Genomic DNA, 26,604 nt, shown 5'->3' with positions numbered 1-26,604 from the left:
TCGCTTGTCGTGACAATTGCCAATCCAGCCTCCAAAAACATCATCATCCGGCCCGGCACCGTCGAGGACGTTGAAACCATCCATGCCGCGATCCTGCGGCTTGGCGCCCATATCGGCGCGCCCGAGGAAATCACTTCTACGGCCGAAGACCTCCGCACCTATGGGTTTGGCGAAAAACCTGCCTTCTCGACGCTGATTGCGGAGGTCGGCGGCGAGTTCGCCGGCCTGTGCCTGCATTTCCCGATCTTCTCGACCTGGATGGGGCGGCCCGGCGTCTATGTGCAGGACCTCTATGTCGAAGACCGGTTTCGCGGCCGCAAGATCGGTGAACGTCTTCTGCGGCGTGCCGCGGCGCAATGCCGGAAGGACGGCGGCGCCTACCTCAGACTGTCCGTCGACACCGACAATGAAACCGCCAAGGCCTTCTACGAAAGGCTAGGCATTGCCTGGTCGAGCTACGAGCAGGTGCAGAAGATCGTCGGCGACGCGTTCTACGCCTTCGCCGATACGCCCGAGGATGAGGAGCCAAGATGAAAGCCTTCTATGCCGAAGAACAGAAGCGCCACGATCCCAAGGCGTTCCTCTCCAGCGGCGCCCAAAAGCCCAATCCGGAAAAACCGGAACGCGTCGAACGGCTGCTCGCTGGCGCAAGGGCCGTCGGCTGCACGATCGAACGGCCGAAAAATCACGGGCTTGGCCCGGTTGCTGCGGTGCATACGCCCGAATATCTCGATTTTCTCGAGCACATCTTCGCGCGCTGGCAGCGCATCGAGGGCGCTTCGGCGGAAGTGATCCCCAACATCCACCCGATCGCGCGAAACGGCTCCTATCCGGCCTCGGCGGTCGGCCAGGCCGGCTACCACATGGCCGACACGGCTTGCCCGATCTCCGGTGAGACCTGGCAGAGCGCGCTGTGGAGCGCCTGGAGCGCGGTCGAAGCCGCTGAGGTTGTCATGGCGGGCGCGCCGGCCGCCTATGCGCTGTGCCGACCGCCGGGCCATCACGCCTTTGCCGATGTCGCCGGCGGCTTCTGCTTCATCAACAATTCAGCGGTCGCGGCACAGACGCTACGCAAGAATGCAGCGCGGGTGGCGATCCTCGACGTTGACCTGCATCACGGCAACGGCACACAAGGCGTTTTCTATGTGCGGCCGGACGTGCTCACCGTCTCGGTGCATGCCGATCCGGTGCGCTTCTATCCGTTCTTCTGGGGTCATGCAGACGAGCGCGGCGAAGGGCCCGGCCTCGGCTACAATCTCAACCTGCCGTTGGCGCGCAAATCCGGCGATGCCGCATTCCTCGAAGCGCTCGACGTGGCTTTCCAGCGCATCCGCACCTTTGCGCCGGAAGCGCTAGTCGTGGCGCTCGGCCTCGATGCCTTCGAGGGCGATCCGTTCGGCGGGCTATCGGTGACGACACCGGGCTTCTCGCGCATCGGCGAGGCCATCGCCGGGCTCGGCCTGCCGACGGTCATCGTGCAGGAAGGCGGCTATCTCTGCGACGAACTCGGCGACAACCTTACTGCGTTCCTCACCGGCTTCGGTGGCGGCAGGAAGCGGTGATATCAGCCGAATGTCGCGTCAGCATCGCTCCTGTCGCAGCATGGCGATGACACGGTGCACGCTCTCCAGCGTCTCTTCGATCTCGGCCGCCGTATTGTAGTGAGCGATGCCGATGCGCACGACGCCCTGCTCGGCCGGGATGCCGATCTGGTGGACGATCTCCCAAGCATAGTTGTGGCCGGACCACAGGAAGATGTTTTCCGCATTCATCTGCCGCACGATCGTTTCCGGCACGATACCGTCGACGGTGAAAGAGACCGTCGGCACGCGCTCTCCGACACGCGCCGGATCGGTGATGCCGTGGATGACCAGGCCTGAAATAGCCGACAGCCCGTCGATCAACCTTTGAGTCAACGGGTTTTCGTAAGCTATTGATGCTTCGAACGCCTTGGCGATCCTGGCGCGGCGTGAACTGCCGTCGCCTGCTGCAATTCCCAGCTCTGCAAAGTAATCGACCGCGGCCGTCAGTCCGGCCATCAGCTCGATCTGCGGCGTGCCGAGTTCGAACCGCTCCGGCAGAGTGTCGGACGAACAGCGGCATTTGTACGGTTTCAGGGCATCGATGACATCCAGCCTGCCCCACAATATTCCCACATGCGGGCCGAAGAATTTATAGGCCGAGCAGATCAGGAAATCGCAGCCGAGATCCCTGACGTCGATCAGGCCGTGCGGCGCGAACTGCACGGCGTCGACATAGACCAGCGCACCGGTCTGCTTGGCAATGCCGGTCAGCGCCTTCGCCCGGTTGATCGATCCGGTCAGATTGCTGGCGTAGTTCAGGGCGACCAGCCGCGTCCTGTTGGTGAGCAACGCGGCAAGCGCCGCCTCCTCGATCTGCCAGCTCTGCTCGTCGAAAGCCAGCCAGCGTACGACAAGACCAACGTCTTCAGCCAGCTGCAGCCACGGCGATACGTTGCCCTCGTGATCCATGCGGGTGAGGATGATCTCGTCGCCCGGTTTCATCGTGCGGCCGAGCGTGCGCGACATGTGATAGGTCAGCGTCGTCATATTGGCGCCGATGATGATTTCCTGCAGGCTCGCAGCACCGAGGAAATCGGCCATCGCCGCATGGGCGTCGTCGACGATCTGTTGCGCCGCGATCGTGGTTTCGAAGAAGCCGCCGAGATTGGCGTTGGTGGTCAGCAGGCAGTGCGACACCGCGTCGGCAACCGCTTGCGGCACCTGCGTGCCGGCAGGGTTGTCGAGATAGATGCGACGACGGCCCTTGTCAGTCAGCGAAAGTGCTGGAAATTTCTCGCGCACGGCATCGATTGGAAAATTCACTTTTTTCTCCCCCTATTGTAATTATTGGGTAATCACACTTTACAGAGCCGGAAGTCTGCTCACGGACACGGGTTACCGACACGCTGGTGGATTGCATCGACCGCCTTCTGCATGTCCTCGGTCCAGACGACATCGGCGGAAGACAGCGCCATTTCGAGCTGGGAAAGGGTCGTCGCGCCGATGATGCTCGAGGCGACGAAAGGCCGGCTCGTGACATAGGCGTTGGCAAACAAAGCCGGCTCCATGCCGAAAGAGCGCGCCAGCTCGTTGTACTCAAGTTGCGCTTCCGCGGCGTTGGGGGTCTCGTAGCGCTGGCCGCGATTGAAAAGCTGCGAGCGCGAGCCCAGCGGCCGCGCGCCGTGATCGTATTTTCCGGTCAAATAGCCTTGTCCCAGCGGCGAATAGGCGAGCAGGGAAACCTGCTCGCGTTCGCAAACTTCGGCAAGGTTCACCTCGAAACCGCGATTGACGAAATTATAGGCGTTCTGCAGCGACACCAGGCGTGGACCAATGCCCTTGTCGGCTTCGGCGATGAACCGCATGACGCCCCAGGAACTCTCGTTCGACAGGCCGAAATGGCGGATTTTTCCGGCGTTAACCAGTTCGTCGAAGACGGCGAGCGTCTCGGTGATCGGCGTCTCGCCGGCCGGCGCGTCAACGGAATCGGCCCGTAGCGCCACGGCGCCGATACGGTTCGGATTGGCGCCCCACGGCACGTCCCGTTCCGGCCAATGGATCTGATAGAGGTCGAGATAGTCAGTGTTGAGCCTGGTCAGCGATTTCTCGACCGCATCGAAGATATCGGCGCGCACCAGCTTCGACGGGCGCCCGCCGCGGAACCATGCATTGGCGGTGCGGCCAACCACTTTCGAGGCGAGGATCACTTGATCGCGGTTGCCCCGAGCTTTCATCCAGCTGCCGATGATCTTCTCGGTCCAGCCTTGCGTCTCCGCCTTGGGCGGGATCGGGTAAAGCTCGGCAGTGTCGATGAAGTTGACGCCGCGCGAAAAGGCCAGATCCATCTGGGCGTGGCCGTCCGCTTCGGTGTTCTGCTGGCCCCAAGTCATCGATCCCAAGCAGATCTGGGAAACAAGAAGATCGGTCCGACCGAGGCGGCGTTTGTGCATGGAACTTTCTCCGGCGGGAAATTTTTGCGCGGCTGCGCGGGCAGGAAGCCGCAGCATACAGGAGGGCCCGGGCTGTCTCCAAGCCCGCCGCCAATCGCCAGCGACTTTTCCGTAGAATCCAGCCAACGGCCGCGCGGCAGTCAACAAAAAGCCGGACTGCATTTTCATGCAGTCCGGAATTTCGCCAGGAACGGCGAGGAAAAACCGGCTCAGTGCCGGCGTTCAGCTATACGGTCGGCCCGCGCCGGAAGTTTCACCGGTTGGTCGATTGTGATCAAAAAAGCCTGCGCAGCATGGCTGCCATGCAAATGCTGCACTGCACAATTGTCATGATTTGCCTATATTGCGACTCGGGGAGGACCAACCAGGGGCTTGAATCATGGGTTTCCTCACTGAAATGTTCGCCCGTCCTCGTCCGCAGGAACGTCTGCGCTATCGCGCGGCTCTGGCGCTGCTTCACTCGATGAGCAATGCCGACCGTGCGGATATCGGCATCAAACCAGCCGACTTCCCGCGCGTCGCCCGCGAAATGTCCTCACGCTAGTCGGATATCCCGGCTCCGACCGGGATATCTCCTCGCCATTCTTCAACGCGATCCCATGAAAATCGCCTTGCTCAGCGGCACGCCATTGTGACGCAGAATGTCGTAGGCGGTGGTCAGGTGGAAATAGAAATTGGGCATGGCGAGATGCAGCAGATACTGCATGCCGGCCATCGAGAATTCGCGCTGGCCAAGCTTCAGCTCGATCATTCTGTCATCGGAGCCGTCCATATCGGCAGCCGAGAATGTCGCCAGATGGTCGACGGTCTTGGCGATACGCGCCTGGAGATCGGCAAAGCTCGCCTCGTTGTCTTCGTATTTGGGCACCTCGCGGCCGGCAAGCCGCGATGGGGCGCCCTTGGCGTGGTCGGTGGCGATCTGCACCTGTCTGGTCAGCGCGTACATGTCCGGCGCCAGCCTCGACGTCAAAAACACCTGCGGATCGATCTTCCGGTCGAGCGCATTCTGCTCGGCGATGCTCAGCACGTTGGATAGCGCCTTCAACCTGGCCGAAAACACCGGCACAGACGCTTCGTACATCGATATGGTCACGTGAATCTCCTATCCGGCGGGAACGCCGACGGCGGGACGTAGCGCCTTCGCAGCCGATTCTTCAAGCGTCACCACGTCGCCGCAATCGGTATGATAGGATTTCCCATCTGGTGGAGATTCCCGATGAGAAGCGCCCTTTTCGCAGCGACCGCTTTTTTCTCCCTGGCCGTGACAGGCCAACCAGTGCTCGCCGCCGAAGCGCCCTATGTCGATGACAGGTCGGACGCCGAAGCGGTCATCCGCTCGCTCTACAGTGCCATCAACCGGCAAGAATTCGCGCGCGCCTGGGACTATTTCGGCGACACCAAGCCGGCCAAGGATTTCGACGCGTTCGTCAAGGGCTATGACGGCACCGAAAGGGTCGACGTCAAAACCGGCGCCGTATCGGACGACGGGGCGGCCGGCAGCATCTATTACAATGTTCCGGTCGCCATCCGGGCGACGGCCAAGGACGGCAGCGAAAATATCTTTGCCGGTTGCTACACGTTGCGGCAGGTCAATGCCTCGATCCAGGAACCGCCGTTCCGCCCGATCTTCATCGACAAGGGCGCGCTGAAGCCGTCCAAAGCAGATTTCGAGAACGCCGTGCCGGAAAGCTGCGGCGACGGACCACCGCCGCCGAAGAAGGATGCGGCGCTGGAGCAGGCCAAGAAGGCATTTGCGGCCACGTACGGCGAACAATGCGACAAGGAGATGCCTGGCGGCGAGCCTTTGGGAGAGCCGGATGCCTACTCCCTCCGCTACAAGGATGCCGGCGCCGAGGCCGACGAGCCCGAACGCGAGACGCGGCTATTCCGCTTCTTCTGCTCGATGGCTGCCTACAATGAGAGTGCCGTCTACTATATCTACGACGACGTATCCGGTGTCCGGCAGTTGCAGTTCGCCTCGCCGGAGCTCGATATCCACTATGAGAACAACAATAGCGAAGGCAAGGTCGAGGCGATCAACGTCATCGGCTTCCAGACCGACGACCAGCTGGTCAATTCCGAATATGACGACGCCACCAAGACGATCTCGTCCCTCAACAAGTGGCGCGGCGTCGGTGACGCCTCGTCAGCCGGGACCTATCTGTTTCGCAACGGCAATTTCTCGCTGGTGCAGTACGATGTCGACGCCTCCTATGACGGCGAGATCAACCCGCAGACGGTGGTGGACTACAACACCGCGCCTTAAGGGGCCTTCGACAGCATCCAGTTGAGCGTGCCGCGCCAGTCGGTCATGCGGATCGGTGTGCCGTGCGTGCCGGTCTCGAAGCGGACAAAGCGCGTCGGATAGCTCTTCGATTTGGCCAGTATCGAACGGAAGAAGGCTTCCTGTTTCTCGACTGGAAACACCGGGTCCTTGCTGCCCTGGCCAAAGAAAACCGGAACGCGGCGCTTGAAGGCGGGGCTGGAGAAGAAAGTTTCATCCCACAGCGAGCCGAGCAGCAGCAACCCGTCGATGCGGCCGCCCATATCCTTGCGGGCGGCCAGCTTCCAGCACAATGCGCCGCCCATCGAGCCGCAGGCAACGAAGATTTTCGCGGCCGGCGACTGTTCGGCATAGTGGCCGATCAGCGCGGCGATTTGGGCAGCACCCGTGTCGCCGAAATCGGAGAAATCCGGGCTGAGATAGAGGCCGCCATTGCCGGCCATCAGGTTCTTGATGCGGTTGAAATTGCCACCGAAGGTGAAGTCGTCGACGCCCTGCTTGCGGTTGCCGCCCTGCCCGTGCAGATAGAGCACTATGATGGCAGCACCTTGCCTGTGGCCGACGGCGACGTGGCGGATACTGCCGGCATCGGTCTTCAGCGACAGATCCTGCTGCATCTTGCGCACACCAGTGTCGACATACTGCGCCTGCGCGCGGCGCTCCGGCACCTGGTCGCGGGCGTTGATATCGCGCATCTCCCGATAGTCGATGACCGTATAGGCGCCATTGTCCTGGGATGAGAGCGTGGCCGGATAGGCGTAGAGATCGTCCTTGAAGGGCTTTAGCGACAGCGTTTGGCCATACACCAAACCCGAAAACAAAAGAAATATCGAGGTCAGAACTGATAAACGGAAAGCCATGCCAAAGGCTTCGTTTTTCGGCTTCGGTTTGTCAATCCTGCAGCACGCCGCCGGCACCTTCCAGAGCCTCGCGGGTGTCGACATCGATGGACGCCCCCTTGCCGATCTCGACATCGACGACATCAAGCCCTTCGGCCTCGACCAGATGGCGTGCGCCGGTATCGCCTTCGAGATGAGCGATCGCCGCAAACAGCGAGCGCGGCAACAGCACCGGATTGCCGCGCTTTCCCCCATGCGAGGCGCGCACGACCGATCGGCCCTCGGACTTGCGGAATGCGTCGATCAGCCTGTCGAGGTCGGCCGACGAAACACCCGGCATGTCGCCGAGAACGATCAAGGCGCCGGCGGCGTCGCCACTGACCCGCGCAATGCCGGCCTTCAGCGATGAAGACAGGCCGTCAGTGAAATCCGGATTGTCGGCGAAGGTCACGTCGAGGCCCGACAATACCGTCCGCACCCGCTCGCGCTGATGGCCGGTGACGACGATTGTATCAGAGGCTTTCGAGTCGAGCGCGCGCTCGGCGGTGCGGCGGATCAGCGGCTTGCCGTCGAACAGCGCCAGCAGCTTGTTCGGGCCGCCCATGCGGCTGGAGCGGCCGGCGGCCAGCAGCACGATATCGACCTTCAACTCGGCCCTGGCCGGCAGCGGCTCGCGCGGCTGCGGCCGCGTCGGGATTTCCATCAACAGACCACCGACCCCCATGCCGGCAATATCCTTGGCCGTCACCTCGAGACCGGCGATCAGCCGGTCGAGAACCCAGTCGAAGCCATTTTCCTTAGGGCTGCGGGCGCAGCCAGGCGCACCGATAATGCGCTTGCCGCCAAGCGTGCCGAGCACCAGCAGATTGCCGGGATCGACCGGCATGCCGGCGCGGATGACGATGCCGCCGGCCTTCTCGATCGCCGCCGGGATGACGTCGCCAAAATCGCTCATCGCCGAAGCGCCGAAGATCACCACCATGTCGTTGTCGCGCGCCAGCGAGGCCGCAGCTTCCGCAACGGGGCCAATTTCATGCGGCGTGCGGCGCTCCGCCGTCAGCCGGCCGCCGGAACGCGCCAGGCGGGCTTCGGTGACACGCAAAGTCTTGTCGAGCACACTCGGCTTGATGCCGGGCAGAACCGTCTGGATGACGCCGACACGCACCGGCTGATAGGCATTGACGGCGATGATCTCGCCGCCGGCGCAGATTTTTGTCACGGCATCGACCAAGACCGAGGCAACGGCAAAGGGAATGATCTTCACCGTCGCGACCATCTGGCCCTTTTCGACCGGCGCGTGCTGCGCCAAGGTGGCGATGGTGATGGTCGGATCGACGGCGTTGATGGCGTCGATCATCGCCGCATCGACGGTGAAGATGCCGGCCGCTTGAGCATGGAGGTTGACCCGGCCGGTTGCGGCGGGCTTAGCCTCGATGTTGCGGTGGATCATGCTTTCGGCGATTTTTTCGGCAGCAGCGTCCTCGCTAAGATCATCGGGCGCAAGGACAGCGGCTACAACCTCGTTGACCCCGGCCGCTTTCAGCAGTGACAGGTCATCGGCACTTAACCGATGTGCCTTGCGGAAACGCCGTTCTCCGGCGGTAGTGGCGTGCGCCAGCACCGCGCCTTCGGCCGTATCTACGGGGATTGGGCCAAATTTCACGCCACCGCATCCTTGGCTTCGAGGCCACGCGAACGAAAGGCCTGGATCGCCTGCGCCAGCACAGCGACGGCTATCTCGGCCGGGCTCGCTGCGCCGATGTCCAAGCCGATCGGCGCGTGGATGCGGGCGATCTGGTCGGCGGTCGCGCCCAATGCGAGCAGGCGCTCGACGCGCTTAGCATGGGTCTTGCGGCTGCCGAGCGCCCCGACATAGAAGCAGTTGGCGTCGAGCGCGGCCTTCAGCGCGAAGTCGTCGATCTTCGGATCATGGGTGACGGCGGCCAGCGCCGTATAGCTGTCGAGCGGCTGGCGTTTCAGGATGTCCTCCGGCCATTCGGCATGCAGCGCCACATCGGGAAAGCGGTCTGCTGTGGCAAAGGCCGTGCGCGGATCGACGATCTCGACGGGATAGCCGGCGATCTTGGCCATCGGCGCCAGTGCCTGGCTGATATGAACGGCGCCGATCACCAACAGGCGCGGCTGCGGCAGATAGGCATTGAGGAAGAAGGTTCGTCCTTCCGCCTCGACCGACCCGGAATTGCCTGATCGAAACGCCTTGGCGATCGCAGCGCCCAATTCGCCGGCAACCTGATCGCCTTCGCGCACGATGCGATCGCGGCCGTCGCCGAGATCGGTGACCAGAATCGCCGCGCGGCGGGCGCGGCGTTCGGCGTTCAGCGTCTTTAAGGCGAATGGATCCATCAAAAGATCTCTTGTTTGAGCATGATCTTGTCCGAAAACCGGTTCCCACTTTTCGCTGACGCGGACCTTCGGTTCGGGATCATGCTTCTAACCCAACCGCTCGACATAGACCTTGATGCGCCCACCACAGGACAGGCCGACCTGCCAAGCGGTTTCGTCGGCGACGCCGAACTCCAGCATCTTAGCCTGGCCGCTGTCGATGACGTCGACCGCCTCGGTCACCACCGCGCCTTCGACGCAGCCGCCAGAGACGGAGCCGTGGAAATTGCCGTCCGCGTCGATGACAAGATGGCTGCCGACCGGACGCGGCGCCGAGCCCCAGGTCTCGACCACAGTGGCAATGGCGACATGCTTGCCGTCCTTCATCCAGCCTTCCGCGATGATCAGCGGATCGCGTGCCTCGTCGAGATAAATACTGCTTTCCATCACCGTTTCTCCCGGAGAAAACATATGGCTATGCGGCGCTTCTCGCGCCACCCTCAATCCATCGGCGTGGGTCGACGGAGCGCGCCGACTTCTTGTCCAGCGACGCGCAGAGGTCGGCGAGCGCATCGAGATTGTGCACCGAGCGGAACTCGTCGACATGCGGCAGCATCGCCTTGACGCCACGGGCGCGGGCCTCGAAGCCGTCAAAGCGCAGCAGCGGGTTCAACCAGATCAGCCGCCGGCAGGATTTGTGCAGACGCTCCATCTCCTCCGACAGGCCGGCAACGTCGTCGCGCTCCAGGCCATCGGTGATCAGGAGAACGACAGCGCCCTGCCCCAGCACGCGCCGCGACCACAGCCGGTTGAATTCGGCCAGCGTATCGCCGATGCGGGTGCCACCCGACCAGTCCTTCACCGCCGCCGAACAATCGGCGAGTGCCGCGTCGGGATCGCGATGGCGCATCTGCCGCGTCAGATTTGTCAGCCTGGTGCCGAAAACGAAAGCGTGCACGCGCCGGCGCTTTTCGGTCAGCGCATGCAGGAAATGCAGGAAGATGCGCGTGTACTGGCTCATCGAACCGGAAATATCGGCAAGCACGACCAGCGGTGGATGAACCTCGCGCGGTGACCGGAATTTCGGCAGGATCAGTTCGCCGCCAGTGCGCGCGGCCGAGCGCATCATGGCGCGCGGATCGATGCGGCGGCCATGCGCATTGGATTTGAAGCGCCGTGTCCTGACCATGTCGAAGGGCAGCCGCAACTCGGCGATCGCCTTCTTGGCGTCAGTCATCTCGGCGGCGTTCATCTGGGCAAAATCCTTGCCCCTCAGCACCTCGTTGCCGGAAAAGGTGAAGCGGGCGTCGACCTCGATCTCGGGGATTTCCTGCACCGGCTGGTTCTTCTGATGACCCTCGAACATCGCCTGGCTGACGCGGTTTTCCGCGGCGCGCGGCTTCTGCTTCTCTCTAATGTCGGGCGCCACCGGCGAAAACATCGCCAGCATCTTTTCGATCAGCTCGTGCGATTTCCAGAACAGCCGGAACGTCTCGTCGAAGGTGGGGTGATCCTCATGCCGCGAGACCAGAACGGCATGCAGCGTCCAGTAGAAATCGTCGCGGGAACCGATGCCGGCGGCCAGCACCGCCTCGATCGCGTCTTTGACCGAGGCCGGGCCGACCCGCATGCCGGCCTTGCGCAAGGTGCGGGCGAAATAGACGATGTTGTCGGCGATCCGCCCGTCCGGCGTGGCCTCTTTCGGTTCGGGACGCGACGTTGCCATCGCCCTACTCCGCCGCCGAAAGCTCGGCCTTCACCTCGTTGAGGATGCGCCGGCCTTCGCCCTGCTCGATACGGGCAATGTCGTCCTGGTATTTCAGCAGCACGCCGATCGTGTCGGAAACGGTTTCCGGATCGAGCGCCACCTTGTCGAGTTCGGTCAGCGCGCCGGCCCAGTCGATGGTCTCGGCGACACCCGGCACCTTGAACAGCTCAATCTGGCGCAGCTTCTGGATGAACGAAACCACCTCCGCCGACAGCCGGCTGTTGGCCTGCGGCACTTTTCTGCGCACGATCTCCAATTCGCGCTCGGCATTGGGATAATCGACCCAGTGATAGAGGCAACGCCGCTTCAGCGCGTCGTGGATCTCGCGGGTGCGGTTGGTGGTGATGATGACGATCGGCGACTCCTCCGCCTTGATCGTGCCGAGTTCGGGCACTGTCACCTGAAAGTCGGAGAGGATCTCGAGCAGGAATGCCTCGAAGGCCTCGTCGGTGCGGTCTAGCTCGTCGATCAGGAAGACCGGAGCGGCGCCCGCCTTGCCGGTCAGCGCGTCGAGCACCGGGCGGCGGATCAGGTATTTTTCGGAAAAGACGTTGCGCTCCATGTCGGAGCGATCGACCTTGCCGGCCGCCTCCTCCATGCGGATCTCGATCATCTGCGCGGCGTAGTTCCACTCGTAGACGGCCGACGAGACATCGAGGCCTTCATAGCATTGCAGGCGGATCAACCGGCGGCCGAGCGCTTGCGCCAGCACCTTGGCGATCTCGGTCTTGCCGACACCGGCCTCGCCTTCGAGGAACAGCGGCCGTTTCATGCGCAGCGATAAAAACAGCACGGTCGCCAACGACCGATCCGCCACATAGTCCGCGCCGGTCAGGAGATCGAGCGTCTCGTCGATCGTCCGCGGCGCCGGACGCGGTTTCAACTCGGTCATGCTCTCTCCGTGAGTGCAACCATACCCGTCACAGAACGTGGTAGTCGCGGTCGTGATAGATCAGCGGCCGCAAATTATCGCCGATGCGCAGGCCTGTCACCTTGCCAAAAAGCACACGGTGGGTGGCCAGATCCTTGATGTCGATCAGTTCGCAGTCGAACACGGCAAGCGCGCCCTTCAACGTCGGCGCACCGGTCGAGATCACGTCCCACTCGCCCAGCGCGAAACGTTCCTCGACCGGCAGGCCTGTGAGACCGGAAAAGCCGACCGCCAACGCCTCCTGGTGCGAAGCCAGCGTGTTCAAGGCGAACTTGCCGTTCCTGACGAACGGCTCGTTCTTGGGATTTTCGCTATTGAGACAAACCAGGATGGTCGGCGGCGTGTCCGAGACCGAACAGGCCGCAATGACCGTCGCACCGCGCCTGCCACTGGGGCCATCGGTGGTGACCACATGGACGTGGCCGGCAAAATGGCTCATCGCGTCGCGATAGGCCTGCGGCCCTATGTCGTTCTTTTTCAGCACCGGCGATTTCCATTGGTTTGGAGCGAGGTGAACCCAACCGTTATATATGGCGGCATATTGCATGCCACAAGCGAAGTGGTTGACATGCATCCTGAATTTCGCGTGTTGCGTGGAAGCTAGCCAGCCTTTAGGTCTTGGCAGGAAGTGGCGCCGGCAAACACGCGACCGGCGCGGAGGAATTCTTCGCCCGCATGCGACCCAGGACAACGACAATAGCGGTGCTGGGCTGGCTGTCTCTCGCCGGCAATGCGAACGCTGAGACGCTGCTGGTCGGCGTTGCAGCACCGCTATCCGGACCGTCGGCGATCCTCGGCAAGCAGATCGAGGCGGGCGCCGGCCTGGCGGCAGAGGCGAACGGTGTCCAGCTCAAGATGGTCGACGACGGCTGCACGGCCAATGGCGGGGCTGCCGCAGCCAGGGAATTCGCCGCGGCGAAAGTCAGCGTGGTCGTCGGCTTCCTCTGCACCGAGGCGATCGAGGCGGCGCTGCCCATCCTGAAGGAGGCCAACATACCGGTCATCACCGTCGGGGTGCGCACCGAAAGCCTGACCGACCGGCGCGCCAAGACCGGCTGGCCAGTCTTTCGTCTCGGGCCGCGTGGCGACGACGAGCGCAACGCCGTCGCCTCCATCCTCACTCGCCAATGGCAGAACGAGCTGTTCGCCATCGTCGACGACGGCACGATCTACGGCCGCGAAATCGCCGAGACGCTTCGGGCGGCAGCCGAACAGGCGGCGCTGAAGCCAGTGTTCGTCGACACGTTCCGGCCGCAGCTCGATAACCAGATCGGACTGATCGGGCGGCTGAGGAAAGCCGGCGCAACGCACGTCTTCGCCGGCGGCGACGGCAGCGACGTCGCCATCATGGGCCGCGACGCCGGCCAGCTCGATGCCGGCATCATTTTTGCCGGAGGCGAAACACTGCGCACACTGCCCGGCGACGTGCCTTATGCCCAGGGCACGCTGATGATCGCGCCGCCCGAATGGGCCGATGTCGCCGACCCCAAGGTGCTGGAGGCGTTTGCCGCCCGAGAGATCGTGTCGGACGGCTACACGCTGCCGGCCTATGCGGCGGTCGAGATCGCCAAGGCGGCCTCGGCGCTGGCGGAAACCTCCAGCAAGCCATTGGCCGATGCGCTTACCGCGCATGACTTCAGCACCGCGATCGGGCCCGTCCGCTTTGACGGCAAGGGCGACTTGACCGAGAACCTCTGTCGGGTCTTCCGTTTCAACGGCGTCCGGTTCGTGCCGATCGAGGACCAATGATGTTTCGTACAGGGCCGCGCAATCTCATCACCGATGTCGCCGGCCTGCGTGTCGGCAACGCTTCCGATGCGAGGCTGAAATCCGGGGTGACCACCGTCGTCTGCGACGAACCGGCGGTGGCCGGCGTGCAGATCCTTGGCGGGGCGCCCGGCACCCGCGAGACCGACTTGCTCGAGCCGCACAATTCGATCGAGGCGATCCATGCCGTGGTGCTTTCGGGCGGCTCGGCGTTCGGTCTCGATGCCGCCTCCGGCGTGCAGGCGGCGCTGCGCGAAAACGGCGTCGGGGTGGAGGTCGGCGGCTTTCGCGTGCCAATCGTCCCGGCGGCGATCCTGTTCGACCTGCGCAATGGCGGCGACAAGCATTGGGGCCGCTATCCGCCCTATCGCGATCTCGGCTATGAGGCGGCACAGGCTGTCAGCAGCGACTTTCCGCTCGGCACGGTCGGCGCGGGCACCGGTGCATTGAGTGCCGGCCTCAAGGGTGGCCTTGGATCAGCCTCGACGGTGCTCGACAGCGGCGTCACCATCGGCGCGCTCGCCGCCGTCAACCCGACCGGCTCGGTGACAATCGCCCGTGGCAGGCATTTCTGGGCCGCACCCTTCGAGATCGGCGACGAGTTCGGCGGGCTTGGCTATCCCTCGCCGATGCCGGAGGACGCGAAACGGATCCTGCTGAAGTTTCGCGACAAGCATGTTGGGACACGGACGGCGGTCGGCGGCAACACGACCATCGCCGTCATCGCCACGGATGCCGTTCTCACCAAGGCTGCCGCCAAACGCCTGGCGATATCAGCGCATGACGGCTTCGTCCACGCCATTTGGCCGACACACACGCCGGCCGACGGGGATCTGGTTTTCGCGCTGGCGACCGGCAAGAGCGGCATCGAGCTGGCGCCCAACGACGCCATCGACCTCTACGCAGCGGCCGGCGCCACCATGGCGCGTGCCATCAGCCGCGGCGTCTTTGCCGCGACGCCTGCCAAAGGCGACCTGTTTCCGGTCTGGTCGTCGCGCTGAATGCGCGCTGCCGTAATCAAATGGGCCGTAATCAAATGGCCCGTGATCAGGTGGGGTCGGATTTTTCTTCCTCGAAGGTGACCGCGACATCCGAATTTGCCGACAGCCGCACTTTCTGACCCTCAATCTCGGCAACGAGACTGAGCGGAATGAAGTGATGATGGCCCCTATGAGCGCCCTCGCCGCTGTCACGCTTGGTCAGCTTGATTCTTTGTCCCTCAACTTTGTCGACGGTGCCGACATGGACGCCGTCGGCGCCGATCACTTCCATGTGTTGGCGAATCTTGGCTGCATCGGTCATGGTGGGGTCTCCATTTGAAGCTGCCGACAATAACAAATGACGGCACGATTGGATGCATCGGCGTTGCGTTTCAGACCGCACGACGTCTTGACCGCGTCGTGATAGTGATGAATCGACCTTGGCTGCCGGGAGTAACACCATGCGAATTCTTGTTCTGTTTGCCGTTTCCCTCCTTGCCCAGTTTACGACTTCGCTCGCCGCGCATGCCGGCGACGTCGCCGAGCTTGAAATCCTCGGCTTCACCGGGGATGGCGGCGTCTTCGCCTTCGAGGAATATGGCGTCCAGGACGGATCAGGATTCCCCTATGCCAATCGCTATTACATCAACACCGCGGACGACAGTTTTCTGAAGGGCACGCCGATCAGGGTGCGGCTTGACGACGAGAACGCAACGCCCGAAGCGGCGCGCCTTGCCGCCCGGCAGAAAGGCGAAGCCATCATCAAGCAGTCGGAATTGACCGCGAACCGCGGCATCACCGCCGGCTTCAACCCGGTGACCGAACTTTCGGCCGATCCGTTCCGCATGGTGGTCAACCCGCGGCCGATCTTCTCGCCGGTGGACGATCCGCTCGAGTTCCGGCTCGACGAGATCGGCATGAACGACACCGAAACCTGCCAGAGCCTGGGCGAGATCAACGGCTTTCGCCTGCTGCGCATCGAGGCGAAAGACGGCGGCAAGAACGAGCTTCTGCACGAGGACAAGTCGATCCCCAAAAGCAGAGGCTGCCCGAACGGCTACCGCATTGGTGCGGTGCAGACATTTTCGTTGCAAGGCCTCAGCGCCTACGCCGTGCTGATTGCGGTGCGCCAATATGGCTTCGAAGGGCCGGACTATCGCTGGATCGCGGTGACCGGCCGGCTGTGACGCCGCTCCCCGTCATACGCAACCGCGTCCGGGATCGCATCCGCAAGGCGGCCTTGCCATCGCCGGGCGCCGCGGCCTGTGGCGCCCTGCTGTGGGCCGCAGCGATGGGCGCCAGCGCGCTTGTCAATCTGCTGCTGGACGACTGGGAGACCCCGGCAAAGATCCGCTTCGTCTCGTTGCTCTATGCGGCAGGCGGTGCGCTCGCCTTTCCGGTTGGCCTGTTCCTGGCGCGGCTCGTCTCGCTCGGACGGCATTGGCAAGTCGCCTTGGCGGCCGCGTTTGTCTGTCTTCTCGTCGCGACGATCGGCTTCACCGGCGGGCTCTTTGCGCTGCACTACCGTTCCTACTATGCCCAGTGGCATGAACCCGCGCTGACCATCGCCTGGTCCATCCAGTTCGTGCACACTGTGGCGACGGCGTTCTATCAATTCGTCGTCCTGGGCATCCGGCTTTATTTTCCGCTCGGTTTCATAGCGCTCGCTCTCGCCAGCATCTGGTTTGCGCGGCAGCAGCGTTGAGCATTTTGTCAGCCTCTGTTAGGACGCGGTCGAACGCCCTCGCAAGTCAGGACTGACCGATGATCCCTCGCTACTCCCGGCCGGAAATGGTGGCCATCTGGTCGCCCGAAACCCGGTTCCGCATCTGGTTCGAGATCGAGGCCCACGCTTGCGACGCATTGGCCGAGCTCGGCGTGATCCCGAAGGAGGCCGCCAAGACCATCTGGGAAAAGGGCGGGGCGGCGAAGTTCGACGTCGAGGCCATCGATGAGATCGAGCGCGTCACCAAGCACGACGTCATCGCCTTCCTCACCCATCTCAGCGAATTCGTCGGGCCGGATGCCCGCTTCATCCATCAGGGCATGACCTCCTCGGACGTTCTCGACACCTGCTTTGCCGTGCAGCTCAGTCGCGCCAGCGACATCCTTTTGGCCGACATCGACGCGCTGCTGGCGGCGCTCAAGCGTCGCGCCTTCGAACACAAGGATACCGTCACCATCGGCCGCAGCCACGGTATCCATGCCGAGCCGACCACCTTCGGCGTCAAGCTGGCGCAGGCCTATGCTGAATTCTCGCGCTGCCGCGAGCGGCTGGTGCACGCGCGTGAAGACATTGCGACGTGCGCCATATCAGGTGCTGTCGGCACCTTCGCCAATATCGACCCCTATGTCGAAGAGCATGTGGCGAAGAAACTCGGATTGAAGCCGGAGCCGGTGTCGACGCAGGTGATCCCGCGCGACCGTCATGCGATGTTCTTCGCGACGCTGGGTGTCATCGCCTCGTCGATCGAACGGCTGGCGACAGAAATCCGCCATCTGCAGCGCACCGAGGTGCTGGAGGCGGAAGAATATTTTTCGCCCGGACAGAAAGGCTCGTCGGCGATGCCGCACAAGCGCAACCCCGTGCTGACCGAAAACCTTACCGGGCTTGCCCGCATGGTGCGTTCCTTCGCGCTGCCGGCGATGGAGAACGTGGCGCTCTGGCACGAGCGCGACATTTCGCATTCGTCGGTCGAGCGCATGATCGGCCCGGATGCGACGGTGACGCTCGATTTCGCGCTGTCGCGGCTGACCAGTGTCATCGACAGATTGCTCGTCTATCCCGACAACATGCTGAAGAACATGAACAAGTTCCGCGGCCTCGTGCATTCGCAGCGCGTGCTGCTGGCGCTGACCCAGGCGGGCGTCAGCCGTGAGGATGCCTACCGGCTGGTGCAGCGCAACGCCATGAAGGTTTGGGAGCAAGGCGCTGATTTCCTTGAAGAACTTCTCGCCGACAAGGAGGTCACCGCAGTCTTGCCCGAAGCCGAGATCCGTGAAAAATTCGACCTTGGCTATCATACCAAGCATGTCGACACGATCTTCAAGCGGGTGTTCGGAGAAGCGTGATGATTTCGGCGGCTGGAGAATTCGATTTTCTCGCCCTGCCAGGGCGCGGCAATTCCGGAGCGGATCACTGGATGTCGCATTGGTGCCGGGCGTTTCCCAATTCGAGCCGCGTGCTGCAGGCCGAATGGGACAGGCCGAACCCCGAGGACTGGATTGGCCGGGTGGACGCCGCGATTGCCGCGGCACCTCGGCGCGTGGTGCTGCTTGCGCACTCGCTGGCGGTGGCGACGGCGGTGAAATGGGCAGCCGGCGCCAGCGAAAGCCAGCTCAACAAGGTTGCGGGCGCGTTGCTGGTTGCCGCAACCAATGTCGAGGACCCTGATCCGTCCTTCGACCTTGTTCGTCCCTTTGCGCCGATGCCGTTGAAACGCTTGCCTTTCCCGACCCTGGTGGTGGCCAGCCGCACCGATCCGCGCGTCACCTTCGACCAGGCGACGGCCTTCGCCGCGGCCTGGGGCGCGGACCTCGCCGATGCCGGCGATCTCGGCCATATGGGAAACGAGACCCGCCTCGGCCTTTGGCCGGCGGGCCTGCTCATGCTCGGTCGCTTGTTGGAAAAAGCCCGGCTCTAACAGGCTTCCAAAACGCTCAAGCCTTGCCTGGAACGGTCCTGATCACCGTTCCCCATGGGTCCTCACGGGTCGTTGCGTCAGTCACATTGTCTGAACGCATTTCCACCCAGGCTAGACCGGACCGAGAAGGATCGCGTCGGCCGGCACCGGCACTCTGCCACGCATTGGCGCCGATATGGTGGTGGTAGCCGCCTGACGACAAGAACACCGCCGCGCTGCCATATTTCGCCACTGTGTCGAAGCCGAATTCCTGATGCCACCAGGCTTCGGCGTCTTCCGGCCTGCCGACGCGCAGATGGACATGTCCGATGATGCTGTTGTCCGGCGCACCCTGCCAGCCGGCATCGCCGGCCGGCACTTCGGCAACGACAGAGGAGATGTTCAGCCGTTCGGTCGCCATCGCTATCTTGTCGCCATTCCATTTCCAGTCCTCACGGCGGCGGTCGGCATAGATCTCGATGCCATTGCCTTCAGGGTCGGTCAGGTAAAGCGCCTCGCTGACCAGATGGTCGGAAGCGCCCTCGATGCCGATCTTGTTGGCGATGGCGTGGTTGATCCAACGGCCGAGATCGGCCCGGCTGGGCAGCAGGAAGGCAGTGTGGAAGAGGCCGGCACTGCGCGGATCGTCGGGCTTCGCCACTGCATCCGCCTCGATGTCGAGCAAGGGACGATTGGCAGCGCCCAGCGTAATCGTGCCGCCTGCGCGGCTCAGCTCCTGCAGGCCGACGACGTTGCGATAATAGGCAGCGAGATTTTCGGCATCGCGCGCCCGCAACCCGACGCGGGCAACGCTGACCGGGGTCGTGGCGGCAAAAGGCAGTTCGCTCATCAAACTCTCCGTTTGGGCGGCCGTCGACGATATCCCCAAGGCCAGGAGCCCGGCGCCACCTACCATTGTACGTCGTGTCAGTTCCAAAATCCTGGTTCTCATTTACACGGCTGTTTCTTTCTCGACGACAGATCGTCGATCGCGATCGTTCACACAAGATGGCAAGAAGCGAACATGGTGTTCACCATTTTGATCGCCAGGCCGGCTCGACACGGTTGCGCGAAGCAACGGTGCTCGCTACATGCGCGCCATGAAAGTCAGAGATGCAGATATTCTCATCGTGCCGGGGTATACCAATTCCGGTCCCGACCATTGGCAGAGCCGCTGGCAATCGAAATTGTCGACGGCACGCCGCGTCGAGCAGGCAGAATGGTCGAAGCCGGTGCGCCAGGACTGGACGGCGAGCGTGGCGAAGGCGGTTAACGAGGCCGAGCGGCCGGTCGTCATCGTCGCGCATTCGCTTGGGGTCGCGGCCGCAATCCAGGCAATGCCGCAGTTCCAGCGCCCGGTCGCCGGAGCCTTCTTCGTGGCGCCGCCCGACGTCGCCAATCCCAAGATAAAACCCAGGCACTTGATGACCTTCGGCCCCTATCCGCGCGAGCCACTGGCATTCCCTTCGGTGGTGATCGCCAGCCGCAACGACCCGTTCTGCGCGTTCGGCGTCGCCGAGGACATTGCCGGCGCCTGGGGCTCGCTGTTCATCGACGCCGGCGATGCCGGACATCTCAATGCGGATTCCGGTTTCGGGCCGTGGCCCGAAGGATCGATGACTTTTGCGAAATTCCTGACGGATCTTTAGGACCCGATCGAGTCCTTGACGCTCTTCAGCAGGGTCTTTGCCCCCAGACCGATCAGCGCATGCTCGGAGCCCATGGCCAGCAGCCGATAGCCCATCGATACCACGCGGCCGGCGATGGCCGGCTCGACGACGTAGATCGCGGCATGCTTGCCGGCCTTGCGTGTCCGCTCGGCGATCGAGGCGACGGTTTCCATCATGCTTTCGAGCGTCGAGTTGACGGTGGCGCCGTTCGACCAGGCAATCGAGAAATCCGATGGGCCGAGGAAGATGCCGTCGATACCCGGCGTGTCGAGGATGCCGTCGAGCGCATCGAGGGCGGCGCGCGTCTCGACCATAGCGAAAGCCATGGTGCGCTCGTTGCTGTCGCGCAGCCAGTCGGCATAATCGCCCTTGCCATGGCGCGGAAAGGCATAAGTCGGACCCCAGGAGCGCTCGCCGAGCGGCGGGTACTTCATGGCGGCGGCAAACAGCCTGGCGTCCGCCACAGAATTCACCATCGGCGCAATCACCGCCTCAGCGCCGAAATCGAGCGCGCGGCTGGCCATGTCGAAGCGGCCGACCGGAATGCGCACCAGCGCCGGTTTGTTGGCGGCCAGCACCGGCCCAAGGCCGCGCAGCACACTGTCCTCGTGATGCCCGCCATGCTGCATGTCGAGCGTGACGGCATCGAAACCCTGTCGGGCAAGAATCTCGACCGTAAGGGCATCAGGCACGCCGGACCATGCGGTGCACAACGTTTCATCGGCCGCAAGGCGTGACTTCAGGGACATAGGCGGTTTCCTCTTTGGTTGCAGCAATTCAGCCGGAAATGGCTGCAAAGGCAAAGAAAAACCGCCCGGTCCACCCGGGCGGTCGATTGGTCCAGCAGGTCGATTTGGCGCAGAGAGAGATCAGGTGTTCTTGATCTGTTCAATCGCCTGCGCCATCAGATCGTCCATGGTGCGGCGAATCTGATGGTCCGACTGGTCGACCCCGGCTTCGTCGAAATCCTTGCGGATCTTGCGGAAAACGTCGTGATCGCCAGCTTCCTCGATGTCGGCGACCACGACCTGCTTGGCATAGGCTTCGGCATCGGGTCCGGACTTGCCCAACTTTTCGGCGGCCCACAGGCCGAGCGCCTTGTTGCGGCGCGCCGAAGCCTTGAACCGAAGCTCCTCGTCGAATGCGAATTTGCGCTCGAAACCCTCTTCGCGGTCTTTCATATCGATCATGGCATCCCTCCGGTCAAATCCGATTCGCTGGCGGTTGAATATGTGTTGCCGAAGCACAAACCAAAAGGCCGCGGGCCGGTCAATATGCTACATCACTTGCTGCGCTGCGGCATTTCATTCCGGAAAGCGGTTGATTGAAAGGATTTGCCGATTGAGCAAACAGTGCGATTGGGATAGACACCGGCATTGAACCCCTACCGTTGCCGCACTAATTTAGGCATACGGACAGGAACTGGTCGTTTGCCGCCTGCCCGGAAATCCAGAGAAAAATCAGATGAAAAATCGCCGCCGCATTTATGAAGGCAAGGCCAAGATCCTCTATGAGGGACCTGAGCCGGGAACGCTGATCCAGTTCTTCAAGGATGACGCGACCGCTTTCAACAAGAAGAAGCACGAAATCGTCGATGGCAAGGGCGTGCTCAACAACCGCATTTCCGAGCATATCTTCAACCATCTCAACCGGATGGGCATTCCGACCCACTTCATCCGCCGGCTCAACATGCGCGAGCAGCTGATCAAGGAAGTCGAGATCATTCCGCTCGAGGTGGTCGTCCGCAACGTCGCCGCCGGTTCGCTGGCCAAGCGTCTCGGCATCGAGGAAGGCACGGTGCTGCCGCGCTCGATCATCGAATTCTATTACAAGGCCGACGCGCTCGACGATCCGATGGTGTCTGAAGAGCACATCACCGCTTTCGGTTGGGCGAGCCCTCAGGAGATCGACGACGTCATGGCGCTGGCCATCCGCGTCAACGACTTCCTCTCCGGCTTGTTCATGGGCGTCGGCATCCAGCTCGTCGACTTCAAGATCGAGTGCGGCCGCCTGTTCGAAGGCGACATGATGCGCATCGTCGTTGCTGACGAGATCTCGCCGGACTCGTGCCGTCTGTGGGACGTGGCGACGCAGGACAAGCTCGACAAGGATCGTTTCCGCCGCGACATGGGCGGATTGGTCGAAGCCTATCAGGAAGTCGCCCGCCGCCTCGGCATCATGAACGAGAACGAGCCGCCGCGTCCCGCCGGACCAGTGCTCGTCGCCTCGACCGATGGCGTCAAAGGCAAGCCGCACTGAGATTTTTGCCGCTCAACACTTCGAACAGGAGCATGTCCAGCGTGATCAAGGCCCGCATTACCGTCACTCTCAAGAACGGCGTGCTCGACCCGCAAGGCAAGGCGATCGAACATGCGCTGTCCGGGATGGGCTTTGACGGCGTCGGCCAGGTGCGGCAGGGCAAGGTTTTCGATGTCGAGCTTGCTGAGAGCGACAGGGCCAAGGCCGAAGCCGATCTCAAAGCGATGTGCGACAAGCTTCTGGCGAATACGGTGATTGAGAACTATAGTGTGGCCATTACCTGAGGTTGTGCAGGAGGGCAGATGGCCGAGATTGATGGAAGCTTGATATTTGAAGTCCTCAAGTCCATTCAGTCGCGGCTGGACAGGATGGATTTGACGCTCGGGGAGGTAAAGTCCGAGCTTGGCTCTATCCGCGGCCATCTCATTGCCACCGAGGGTGACGTGAAGAACATCTACGGCGTGCTGGCTCGCCAGGACGAGCGCCTGGAACATATCGAACGCCGCTTAGACCTGCGTGAACTTGCCGAAGCCCAGAGGCCTTACGAACCGAAATGAAATCAGCCGTCGTCCTCCTGCCAGGCCTCAACCGTGACCGCGACATGATCGCGGCGCTGACCAAGATTTCGGGAATGCCACCGGTCACGGTCTGGCAGACCGACACCGAAATCCCCGATGTCGACCTGATTACCATCCCTGGCGGCTTCTCCTTCGGCGACTATCTGCGCTGCGGCGCCATTGCCGCGCGCATGCCTGTGATGCGGGCGGTGGCTGAAAAAGCAGCCAAGGGCGTCATGGTCATCGGCGTCTGCAACGGCTTCCAGATCCTGGTCGAGGCCGGCCTTTTGCCGGGCGCCTTGATGCGCAACACGTCGCTGAAATTCGTCTGCCGGCAAGTCAAGCTGCAGATCGCCAATGCCAACACCATGTTCACCCGCCGCTATCAGCCGGGCCAGATCATCCGCTCGCCGGTGGCGCATCACGACGGCAATTATTTTGCCGACGACGAGACGCTTCGCAGGCTCGAAGGCGAAGGCCAGGTCGTTTTTCGCTATGCCGAAGGCACCAATCCCAACGGCTCGATCAACGACATTGCCGGCATCATCAACGGCCAGGGCAATGTGCTCGGCCTGATGCCGCATCCCGAGAACCTGATCGAAGCGGCACATGGCGGCAGCGACGGCCGGGCACTGTTCGAAAGTGCCCTCGGCATCGCCGCTTGATATCTCCAGCATTCATCCTTTTCCCGAACTCGAAATAGGGCGGCCGCATGAGCCTGAGACAGACGATCGCCCGCCTCGCTCTCGTCGCCACCGCCGGCCTTGTGCTCGCCTCCTGCCAATCGAAGCCGAAGAACGCGCCGGCACCTTCGGGCAAGAGCGCGTCGCTGCTTGCCATGGAACAGGTGGCGATCGCCGCCCACAAATGCTGGATCGCCAACAAGGATCCTGCCTTCAAGCCCTATCAGATGGCCAACGAGCTGAATTCGTTCACCGGCACGCCGCGCTTCCTGCTAGTCCCGGTCAAACACTATGGCGGAAAGCCGTTGCTGGTCGTGCAGGCGCAAGGCAATTCACGCCGCATCGACGTCTACGGTCCGCTGATGGACGAGCCGCTCGGTGCACGCATCGGCTCGGACATCGCGCGCTGGCAGACAGGCAACCCGGCCTGCGGTACGGCGGCGTAGCGTCATGGCCCGCTTGCTGCAGATAGCGGGTCTGGTCATAGGTCTGGCCGGGCTTGTCCTGCAAATCTGCATAACCGTTCCGGCGTCGATGGAAGCCGGCCGCAGTTTTGTTGGCTCGCTGGTCTTCTATTTCAGCTTCTTCACCATCCTGACCAATATCGGCGCCGTGCTCGTGCATGTTTCGCTGCTGTCACCCGGTGGCTACGCCTGGTTCCCAGCCTTTGCCGGGCCGCGGACACGGGCCGGCGTAGCGGTTGCCATAACGCTGGTCTTCATCGTCTATGCCACGGTCCTGGCGCAGCTTTGGCAGCCGCAGGGCCTGTTCCTGCTCTGCGATGTCCTGCTGCACTATGTGACGCCGGTGCTGTTCGTGCTGTGGTGGCTTGTGGCAGGCGCCGATGGCTCGACGCGGTGGCGCGACATCTCCTGGTGGATGATCTATCCGGTCGCCTATTTGGCCTATGCACTGGCGCGGGCGCCGATATCGGGCGAAGTGCCCTACCCGTTCCTCGATGTCGCCAAGAACGGCGCGGCCAGCGTCGCCGTCTCGGCGCTCGGCATCACCGGGCTTTTTCTCGCGCTGTGCGTAGTCGCCGTGCTTGCCGATCACGGCATCTCGCGGATGAGGAGCCCTGGCGTCCATCAAGGTACGAAAACGGCTTCCTGAGACCTTCTTTTCAGTCCCAGAACGGCCGCAGACCCTCACGGTGGGCATCGCAGCGCGAGACGCCGATATCCTTGAGCTGATCGTCGGTCATCTCCAGCAATATCAGCCGGCTGCGCCGGCGATCGACCATGGTGTCGATCCACTTGAAGAGCGACCTGACCACGCGGACGAGACGATTGACATAGGTCCTCCGACCTGATGGCCGCGCAGTCCGTAACTCAGCTCCTGCATAGCGAATTGTGCCGATTGTATCCATTGCTTTTCCGCCAATATCTGCGATTGTACCCTTTTTGCCAGACGCTTCATATGTATTGACTCATATTTCGGCGCAATATAGAAAATTGTTACCATGACAAGTTGGCTTCCAGATCTCACCACAGGTACCGGCCCGCTCTATCAGCGGTTGGCGGATTCCATTGAAACGGACATTGATCGGGGCGTGATCGATGCAGGGACAAAACTGCCGCCGCAACGGGATCTGGCATACGATATCGGCACGACCGTCGGCACCGTCGGCAGGGCCTATCAGCTGCTGCGGGAGCGCGGATTGGTCAGCGGCGAAGTTGGGCGCGGAACCTATGTCCTGACGCAGCGCCTGGATGTCGCGAAGCCGGATTTCCTGGAACCTGTCGAGCAAGGCACGCGCTACTACTTCGATGCGCCTCGCGACAAACTGCGCCTCGACAGCACGGCCGCGCCCGACACTGGCCAGGGCGCCATTGTCGCCGATGTGCTTTCGCGCACAACGCAGGACTATCCGCACGAGATTTCAAGCTACACGCGCGATTTCCCGGGCCGCTGGTTTGAGGCAGGCAGAAGCTGGCTGTCGCGCAATTCCTTTCGCCCGACCGCGGATACCATCGTTCCGACGCTCGGCACCCATGCCGCGGTGATGGCAGCAATTGCGGGGCTCACCACTCCCGGCGACTATGTTGTCTTCGAGCACCTCACCTACTCGCAGATTTCCCGCAGCGCCGGCCTGATCGGGCGCCGGACCGCACTGGTGGCGGCGGACGACGAAGGCATCGATCCCGATGATTTCGAGCGCGTCTGTGCGCAAAAACATCCGAAAATAATGTTCCTGATGCCGACGGCCAAGAACCCGACATTGGTGACGCTGTCGGCAACGCGCCGCGAGGCCATCGCGCGCGTCGCCCGTCAATACAATGTCGTCCTGATTGAGGATGATCTCTATGGCGGCATGACAGACGACCCAACACCATTGCTCGCCGAATATGCGCCGGAACGGACAATCGTTGCCGGCGGCCTGTCGAAATCGGTCGCGGCGGGTGTTCGTAGCGGCTGGCTAGCCTGCCCGCCGGCCTATCGCCACCGCATCAGGGTCGCCCACAAGATGATGACCGGCGGCCTCGCCTTCCTGCTGGCAGAGGTGGGCAGCCGGCTGGTGCTGTCCGGCCAGGCCAGCGAGATGCGCAAACGCAGCATTGCCGAAATCAGCGCGCGCATAGGGATCGTTCGCGAGACACTCGACGGCTTCGACTTCAAGGCGTTGGATAACGTGCCGTTCGTTTGGCTCACTTTGCCCGATCCATGGCTTTCCGGCACCTTCAAGCAAGCCTGCCTCGAGCATGGCGTGCTGATCGACGATGAGGACGAGTTCAAGGCGGGGCGCTCCGAACAGGTTTTCCATGGCGTCCGCTTTGGCGTGTCACAGCCCGAACGGCGAGAGGACTTAGCGCATGGTCTCGCGGTGATCAGGCGGCTTCTGGACGAAGGCCGTGCCGGCTACGACAGTTTCTCCTGAACCGGCTTGAAACAGGCGGGTCGAGTGGCGATCTTTCGCTACTTGCTGC

Annotated in this window: 33 protein-coding genes; 18 read left to right on the top strand and 15 right to left on the bottom strand. The window is 62.6% G+C overall.

Annotated features, from left to right (window positions below; translation table 11 throughout):
• Positions 1-15: 15 nt before the first annotated feature.
• Both EOC94_RS13570 and EOC94_RS13565 read left to right on the top strand, forming a co-directional pair.
• Positions 16-534, top strand: coding sequence for a GNAT family N-acetyltransferase (locus EOC94_RS13570; protein WP_164759176.1), 519 nt, complete (start codon positions 16-18; stop codon positions 532-534).
• Positions 531-1,562, top strand: coding sequence for a histone deacetylase family protein (locus tag EOC94_RS13565; protein WP_127291017.1), 1,032 nt, complete (start codon positions 531-533; stop codon positions 1,560-1,562). Before EOC94_RS13570 ends, EOC94_RS13565 begins: the two co-directional genes overlap by 4 nt.
• Positions 1,563-1,580: 18 nt before the next feature.
• On the opposite strand, the gene EOC94_RS13560 is transcribed toward EOC94_RS13565, so the two are convergent.
• Together EOC94_RS13560 and EOC94_RS13555 are read right to left on the bottom strand one after the other, a co-directional pair.
• Positions 1,581-2,846, bottom strand: coding sequence for a cysteine desulfurase-like protein (locus EOC94_RS13560; RefSeq protein ID WP_127291015.1), 1,266 nt, complete (start codon positions 2,844-2,846; stop codon positions 1,581-1,583).
• 59 nt (positions 2,847-2,905) lie between these two features.
• Complete coding sequence (locus EOC94_RS13555) at positions 2,906-3,973, bottom strand: aldo/keto reductase (RefSeq protein WP_127291013.1); 1,068 nt, start codon at positions 3,971-3,973, stop codon at positions 2,906-2,908.
• A gap of 379 nt (positions 3,974-4,352) precedes the next feature.
• On the opposite strand from EOC94_RS13555, the gene EOC94_RS13550 reads away from it, so the two are divergent.
• Positions 4,353-4,517 (top strand): hypothetical protein, encoded by a 165-nt coding sequence (locus EOC94_RS13550; RefSeq protein ID WP_095489547.1) that lies wholly within the window; start codon positions 4,353-4,355, stop codon positions 4,515-4,517.
• Positions 4,518-4,559: 42 nt separating this feature from the next.
• Here EOC94_RS13550 and EOC94_RS13545 read toward each other — a convergent pair whose 3' ends face one another.
• Positions 4,560-5,066, bottom strand: a complete 507-nt coding sequence (locus EOC94_RS13545; protein ID WP_095489548.1) for a DUF1993 family protein — start codon at positions 5,064-5,066, stop codon at positions 4,560-4,562.
• 123 nt (positions 5,067-5,189) lie between these two features.
• Between EOC94_RS13545 and EOC94_RS13540 the strand changes: the two genes are divergently transcribed.
• The gene (locus EOC94_RS13540; RefSeq protein WP_127291011.1) at positions 5,190-6,239 is read left to right on the top strand and encodes a DUF1176 domain-containing protein; all 1,050 of its coding nucleotides are present in this window, start codon (positions 5,190-5,192) and stop codon (positions 6,237-6,239) included.
• On the opposite strand, the gene EOC94_RS13535 is transcribed toward EOC94_RS13540, so the two are convergent.
• From EOC94_RS13535 to EOC94_RS13505, 7 genes are all read right to left on the bottom strand, one after another.
• On the bottom strand, positions 6,236-7,117 hold the full coding sequence (locus EOC94_RS13535; RefSeq protein WP_185928226.1) for an alpha/beta hydrolase: 882 nt from the start codon (positions 7,115-7,117) through the stop codon (positions 6,236-6,238). The genes EOC94_RS13540 and EOC94_RS13535 overlap by 4 nt on opposite strands.
• A 31-nt stretch (positions 7,118-7,148) precedes the next feature.
• Complete coding sequence (locus EOC94_RS13530) at positions 7,149-8,759, bottom strand: molybdopterin-binding/glycosyltransferase family 2 protein (RefSeq protein WP_127291009.1); 1,611 nt, start codon at positions 8,757-8,759, stop codon at positions 7,149-7,151.
• Positions 8,756-9,460 (bottom strand): XdhC family protein, encoded by a 705-nt coding sequence (locus EOC94_RS13525; protein WP_127291007.1) that lies wholly within the window; start codon positions 9,458-9,460, stop codon positions 8,756-8,758. Before EOC94_RS13525 ends, EOC94_RS13530 begins: the two co-directional genes overlap by 4 nt.
• Positions 9,461-9,547: 87 nt before the next feature.
• Positions 9,548-9,886, bottom strand: a complete 339-nt coding sequence (locus tag EOC94_RS13520) for an XdhC family protein (RefSeq protein WP_095489553.1) — start codon at positions 9,884-9,886, stop codon at positions 9,548-9,550.
• Positions 9,887-9,914: 28 nt separating this feature from the next.
• Positions 9,915-11,165 carry a VWA domain-containing protein gene (locus tag EOC94_RS13515; RefSeq protein WP_127291005.1) on the bottom strand — a complete coding sequence of 417 codons (1,251 nt, stop codon included), beginning with the start codon at positions 11,163-11,165 and terminating at the stop codon, positions 9,915-9,917.
• Positions 11,166-11,169: 4 nt separating this feature from the next.
• Positions 11,170-12,099, bottom strand: a complete 930-nt coding sequence (locus EOC94_RS13510; protein ID WP_126106794.1) for a MoxR family ATPase — start codon at positions 12,097-12,099, stop codon at positions 11,170-11,172.
• Positions 12,100-12,127: 28 nt separating this feature from the next.
• A complete protein-coding gene (locus EOC94_RS13505) occupies positions 12,128-12,622 on the bottom strand; it encodes a flavin reductase (RefSeq protein ID WP_095489679.1) in 495 nt (164 codons plus the stop codon).
• 191 nt (positions 12,623-12,813) lie between these two features.
• On the opposite strand from EOC94_RS13505, the gene EOC94_RS13500 reads away from it, so the two are divergent.
• Entirely contained in the window at positions 12,814-13,887 is a 1,074-nt protein-coding gene (locus EOC94_RS13500) for a branched-chain amino acid ABC transporter substrate-binding protein (protein ID WP_127291003.1), read from the top strand.
• Entirely contained in the window at positions 13,887-14,906 is a 1,020-nt protein-coding gene (locus tag EOC94_RS13495) for a P1 family peptidase (RefSeq protein WP_127291071.1), read from the top strand. Before EOC94_RS13500 ends, EOC94_RS13495 begins: the two co-directional genes overlap by 1 nt.
• 46 nt (positions 14,907-14,952) lie before the next feature.
• Here EOC94_RS13495 and EOC94_RS13490 read toward each other — a convergent pair whose 3' ends face one another.
• Positions 14,953-15,207, bottom strand: a complete 255-nt coding sequence (locus EOC94_RS13490) for a DUF2171 domain-containing protein (protein ID WP_095489556.1) — start codon at positions 15,205-15,207, stop codon at positions 14,953-14,955.
• A 139-nt stretch (positions 15,208-15,346) separates the two neighbouring features.
• On the opposite strand from EOC94_RS13490, the gene EOC94_RS13485 reads away from it, so the two are divergent.
• From EOC94_RS13485 to EOC94_RS13470, 4 genes are read left to right on the top strand one after another with little or no spacing between them, the layout of a single operon-like run.
• Positions 15,347-16,072 (top strand): DUF2259 domain-containing protein, encoded by a 726-nt coding sequence (locus EOC94_RS13485; RefSeq protein WP_127291001.1) that lies wholly within the window; start codon positions 15,347-15,349, stop codon positions 16,070-16,072.
• Positions 16,069-16,590, top strand: a complete 522-nt coding sequence (locus EOC94_RS13480; RefSeq protein WP_185928225.1) for a hypothetical protein — start codon at positions 16,069-16,071, stop codon at positions 16,588-16,590. The genes EOC94_RS13485 and EOC94_RS13480 overlap by 4 nt, the downstream gene beginning before the upstream one ends.
• Before the next feature lie 59 nt (positions 16,591-16,649).
• Entirely contained in the window at positions 16,650-17,957 is a 1,308-nt protein-coding gene (purB, locus tag EOC94_RS13475; RefSeq protein WP_126106797.1) for an adenylosuccinate lyase, read from the top strand.
• The gene (locus EOC94_RS13470; RefSeq protein WP_127290999.1) at positions 17,957-18,529 is read left to right on the top strand and encodes an alpha/beta hydrolase; all 573 of its coding nucleotides are present in this window, start codon (positions 17,957-17,959) and stop codon (positions 18,527-18,529) included. The genes purB and EOC94_RS13470 overlap by 1 nt, the downstream gene beginning before the upstream one ends.
• A 16-nt stretch (positions 18,530-18,545) precedes the next feature.
• On the opposite strand, the gene EOC94_RS13465 is transcribed toward EOC94_RS13470, so the two are convergent.
• Positions 18,546-19,358 carry a VOC family protein gene (locus EOC94_RS13465; protein ID WP_126106798.1) on the bottom strand — a complete coding sequence of 271 codons (813 nt, stop codon included), beginning with the start codon at positions 19,356-19,358 and terminating at the stop codon, positions 18,546-18,548.
• Positions 19,359-19,608: 250 nt separating this feature from the next.
• On the opposite strand from EOC94_RS13465, the gene EOC94_RS13460 reads away from it, so the two are divergent.
• Positions 19,609-20,157, top strand: coding sequence for an alpha/beta hydrolase (locus EOC94_RS13460; protein WP_095489682.1), 549 nt, complete (start codon positions 19,609-19,611; stop codon positions 20,155-20,157).
• On the opposite strand, the gene EOC94_RS13455 is transcribed toward EOC94_RS13460, so the two are convergent.
• Together EOC94_RS13455 and EOC94_RS13450 are read right to left on the bottom strand one after the other, a co-directional pair.
• Positions 20,154-20,927: an HpcH/HpaI aldolase/citrate lyase family protein gene (locus tag EOC94_RS13455; RefSeq protein ID WP_095489562.1), complete on the bottom strand. Its 774-nt coding sequence runs from the start codon at positions 20,925-20,927 to the stop codon at positions 20,154-20,156. The genes EOC94_RS13460 and EOC94_RS13455 overlap by 4 nt on opposite strands.
• Positions 20,928-21,047: 120 nt before the next feature.
• On the bottom strand, positions 21,048-21,368 hold the full coding sequence (locus EOC94_RS13450) for a DUF1476 domain-containing protein (RefSeq protein ID WP_095489563.1): 321 nt from the start codon (positions 21,366-21,368) through the stop codon (positions 21,048-21,050).
• A gap of 274 nt (positions 21,369-21,642) precedes the next feature.
• Between EOC94_RS13450 and purC the strand changes: the two genes are divergently transcribed.
• Genes purC through EOC94_RS13420 form a run of 6 tightly spaced genes read left to right on the top strand, consistent with a single transcriptional unit; the run spans position 21,643 to position 24,790 of the window.
• Entirely contained in the window at positions 21,643-22,437 is a 795-nt protein-coding gene (purC, locus tag EOC94_RS13445) for a phosphoribosylaminoimidazolesuccinocarboxamide synthase (protein WP_023674725.1), read from the top strand.
• 41 nt (positions 22,438-22,478) lie between these two features.
• On the top strand, positions 22,479-22,721 hold the full coding sequence (gene purS / locus EOC94_RS13440; RefSeq protein WP_127291067.1) for a phosphoribosylformylglycinamidine synthase subunit PurS: 243 nt from the start codon (positions 22,479-22,481) through the stop codon (positions 22,719-22,721).
• 18 nt (positions 22,722-22,739) lie between these two features.
• A complete protein-coding gene (locus EOC94_RS13435) occupies positions 22,740-22,994 on the top strand; it encodes a hypothetical protein (protein WP_091591367.1) in 255 nt (84 codons plus the stop codon).
• Complete coding sequence (gene purQ / locus EOC94_RS13430) at positions 22,991-23,659, top strand: phosphoribosylformylglycinamidine synthase subunit PurQ (RefSeq protein WP_095489564.1); 669 nt, start codon at positions 22,991-22,993, stop codon at positions 23,657-23,659. Before EOC94_RS13435 ends, purQ begins: the two co-directional genes overlap by 4 nt.
• Before the next feature lie 47 nt (positions 23,660-23,706).
• Positions 23,707-24,123, top strand: coding sequence for a hypothetical protein (locus EOC94_RS13425; protein ID WP_095489565.1), 417 nt, complete (start codon positions 23,707-23,709; stop codon positions 24,121-24,123).
• A gap of 4 nt (positions 24,124-24,127) precedes the next feature.
• On the top strand, positions 24,128-24,790 hold the full coding sequence (locus EOC94_RS13420) for a Pr6Pr family membrane protein (protein WP_126106802.1): 663 nt from the start codon (positions 24,128-24,130) through the stop codon (positions 24,788-24,790).
• Between the two features lie 10 nt (positions 24,791-24,800).
• Here the strand turns inward: EOC94_RS13420 and EOC94_RS13415 are convergent, their stop codons facing one another.
• Complete coding sequence (locus EOC94_RS13415; RefSeq protein WP_127290997.1) at positions 24,801-25,046, bottom strand: DUF1127 domain-containing protein; 246 nt, start codon at positions 25,044-25,046, stop codon at positions 24,801-24,803.
• Between the two features lie 93 nt (positions 25,047-25,139).
• Here EOC94_RS13415 and EOC94_RS13410 point away from each other — a divergent pair, with 93 nt between their 5' ends.
• Positions 25,140-26,555 (top strand): PLP-dependent aminotransferase family protein, encoded by a 1,416-nt coding sequence (locus EOC94_RS13410; RefSeq protein WP_127290995.1) that lies wholly within the window; start codon positions 25,140-25,142, stop codon positions 26,553-26,555.
• The last annotated feature ends 49 nt before the right edge of the window (positions 26,556-26,604 follow it).

Source organism: Mesorhizobium sp. M6A.T.Ce.TU.016.01.1.1, assembly GCF_003997065.1.
Taxonomy (GTDB): Bacteria; Pseudomonadota; Alphaproteobacteria; order Rhizobiales; family Rhizobiaceae; genus Mesorhizobium; species Mesorhizobium mediterraneum.
The sequence above is the reverse complement of the archived record's forward strand: the minus strand, read 5'-3'. Positions and strand labels throughout refer to the sequence as shown.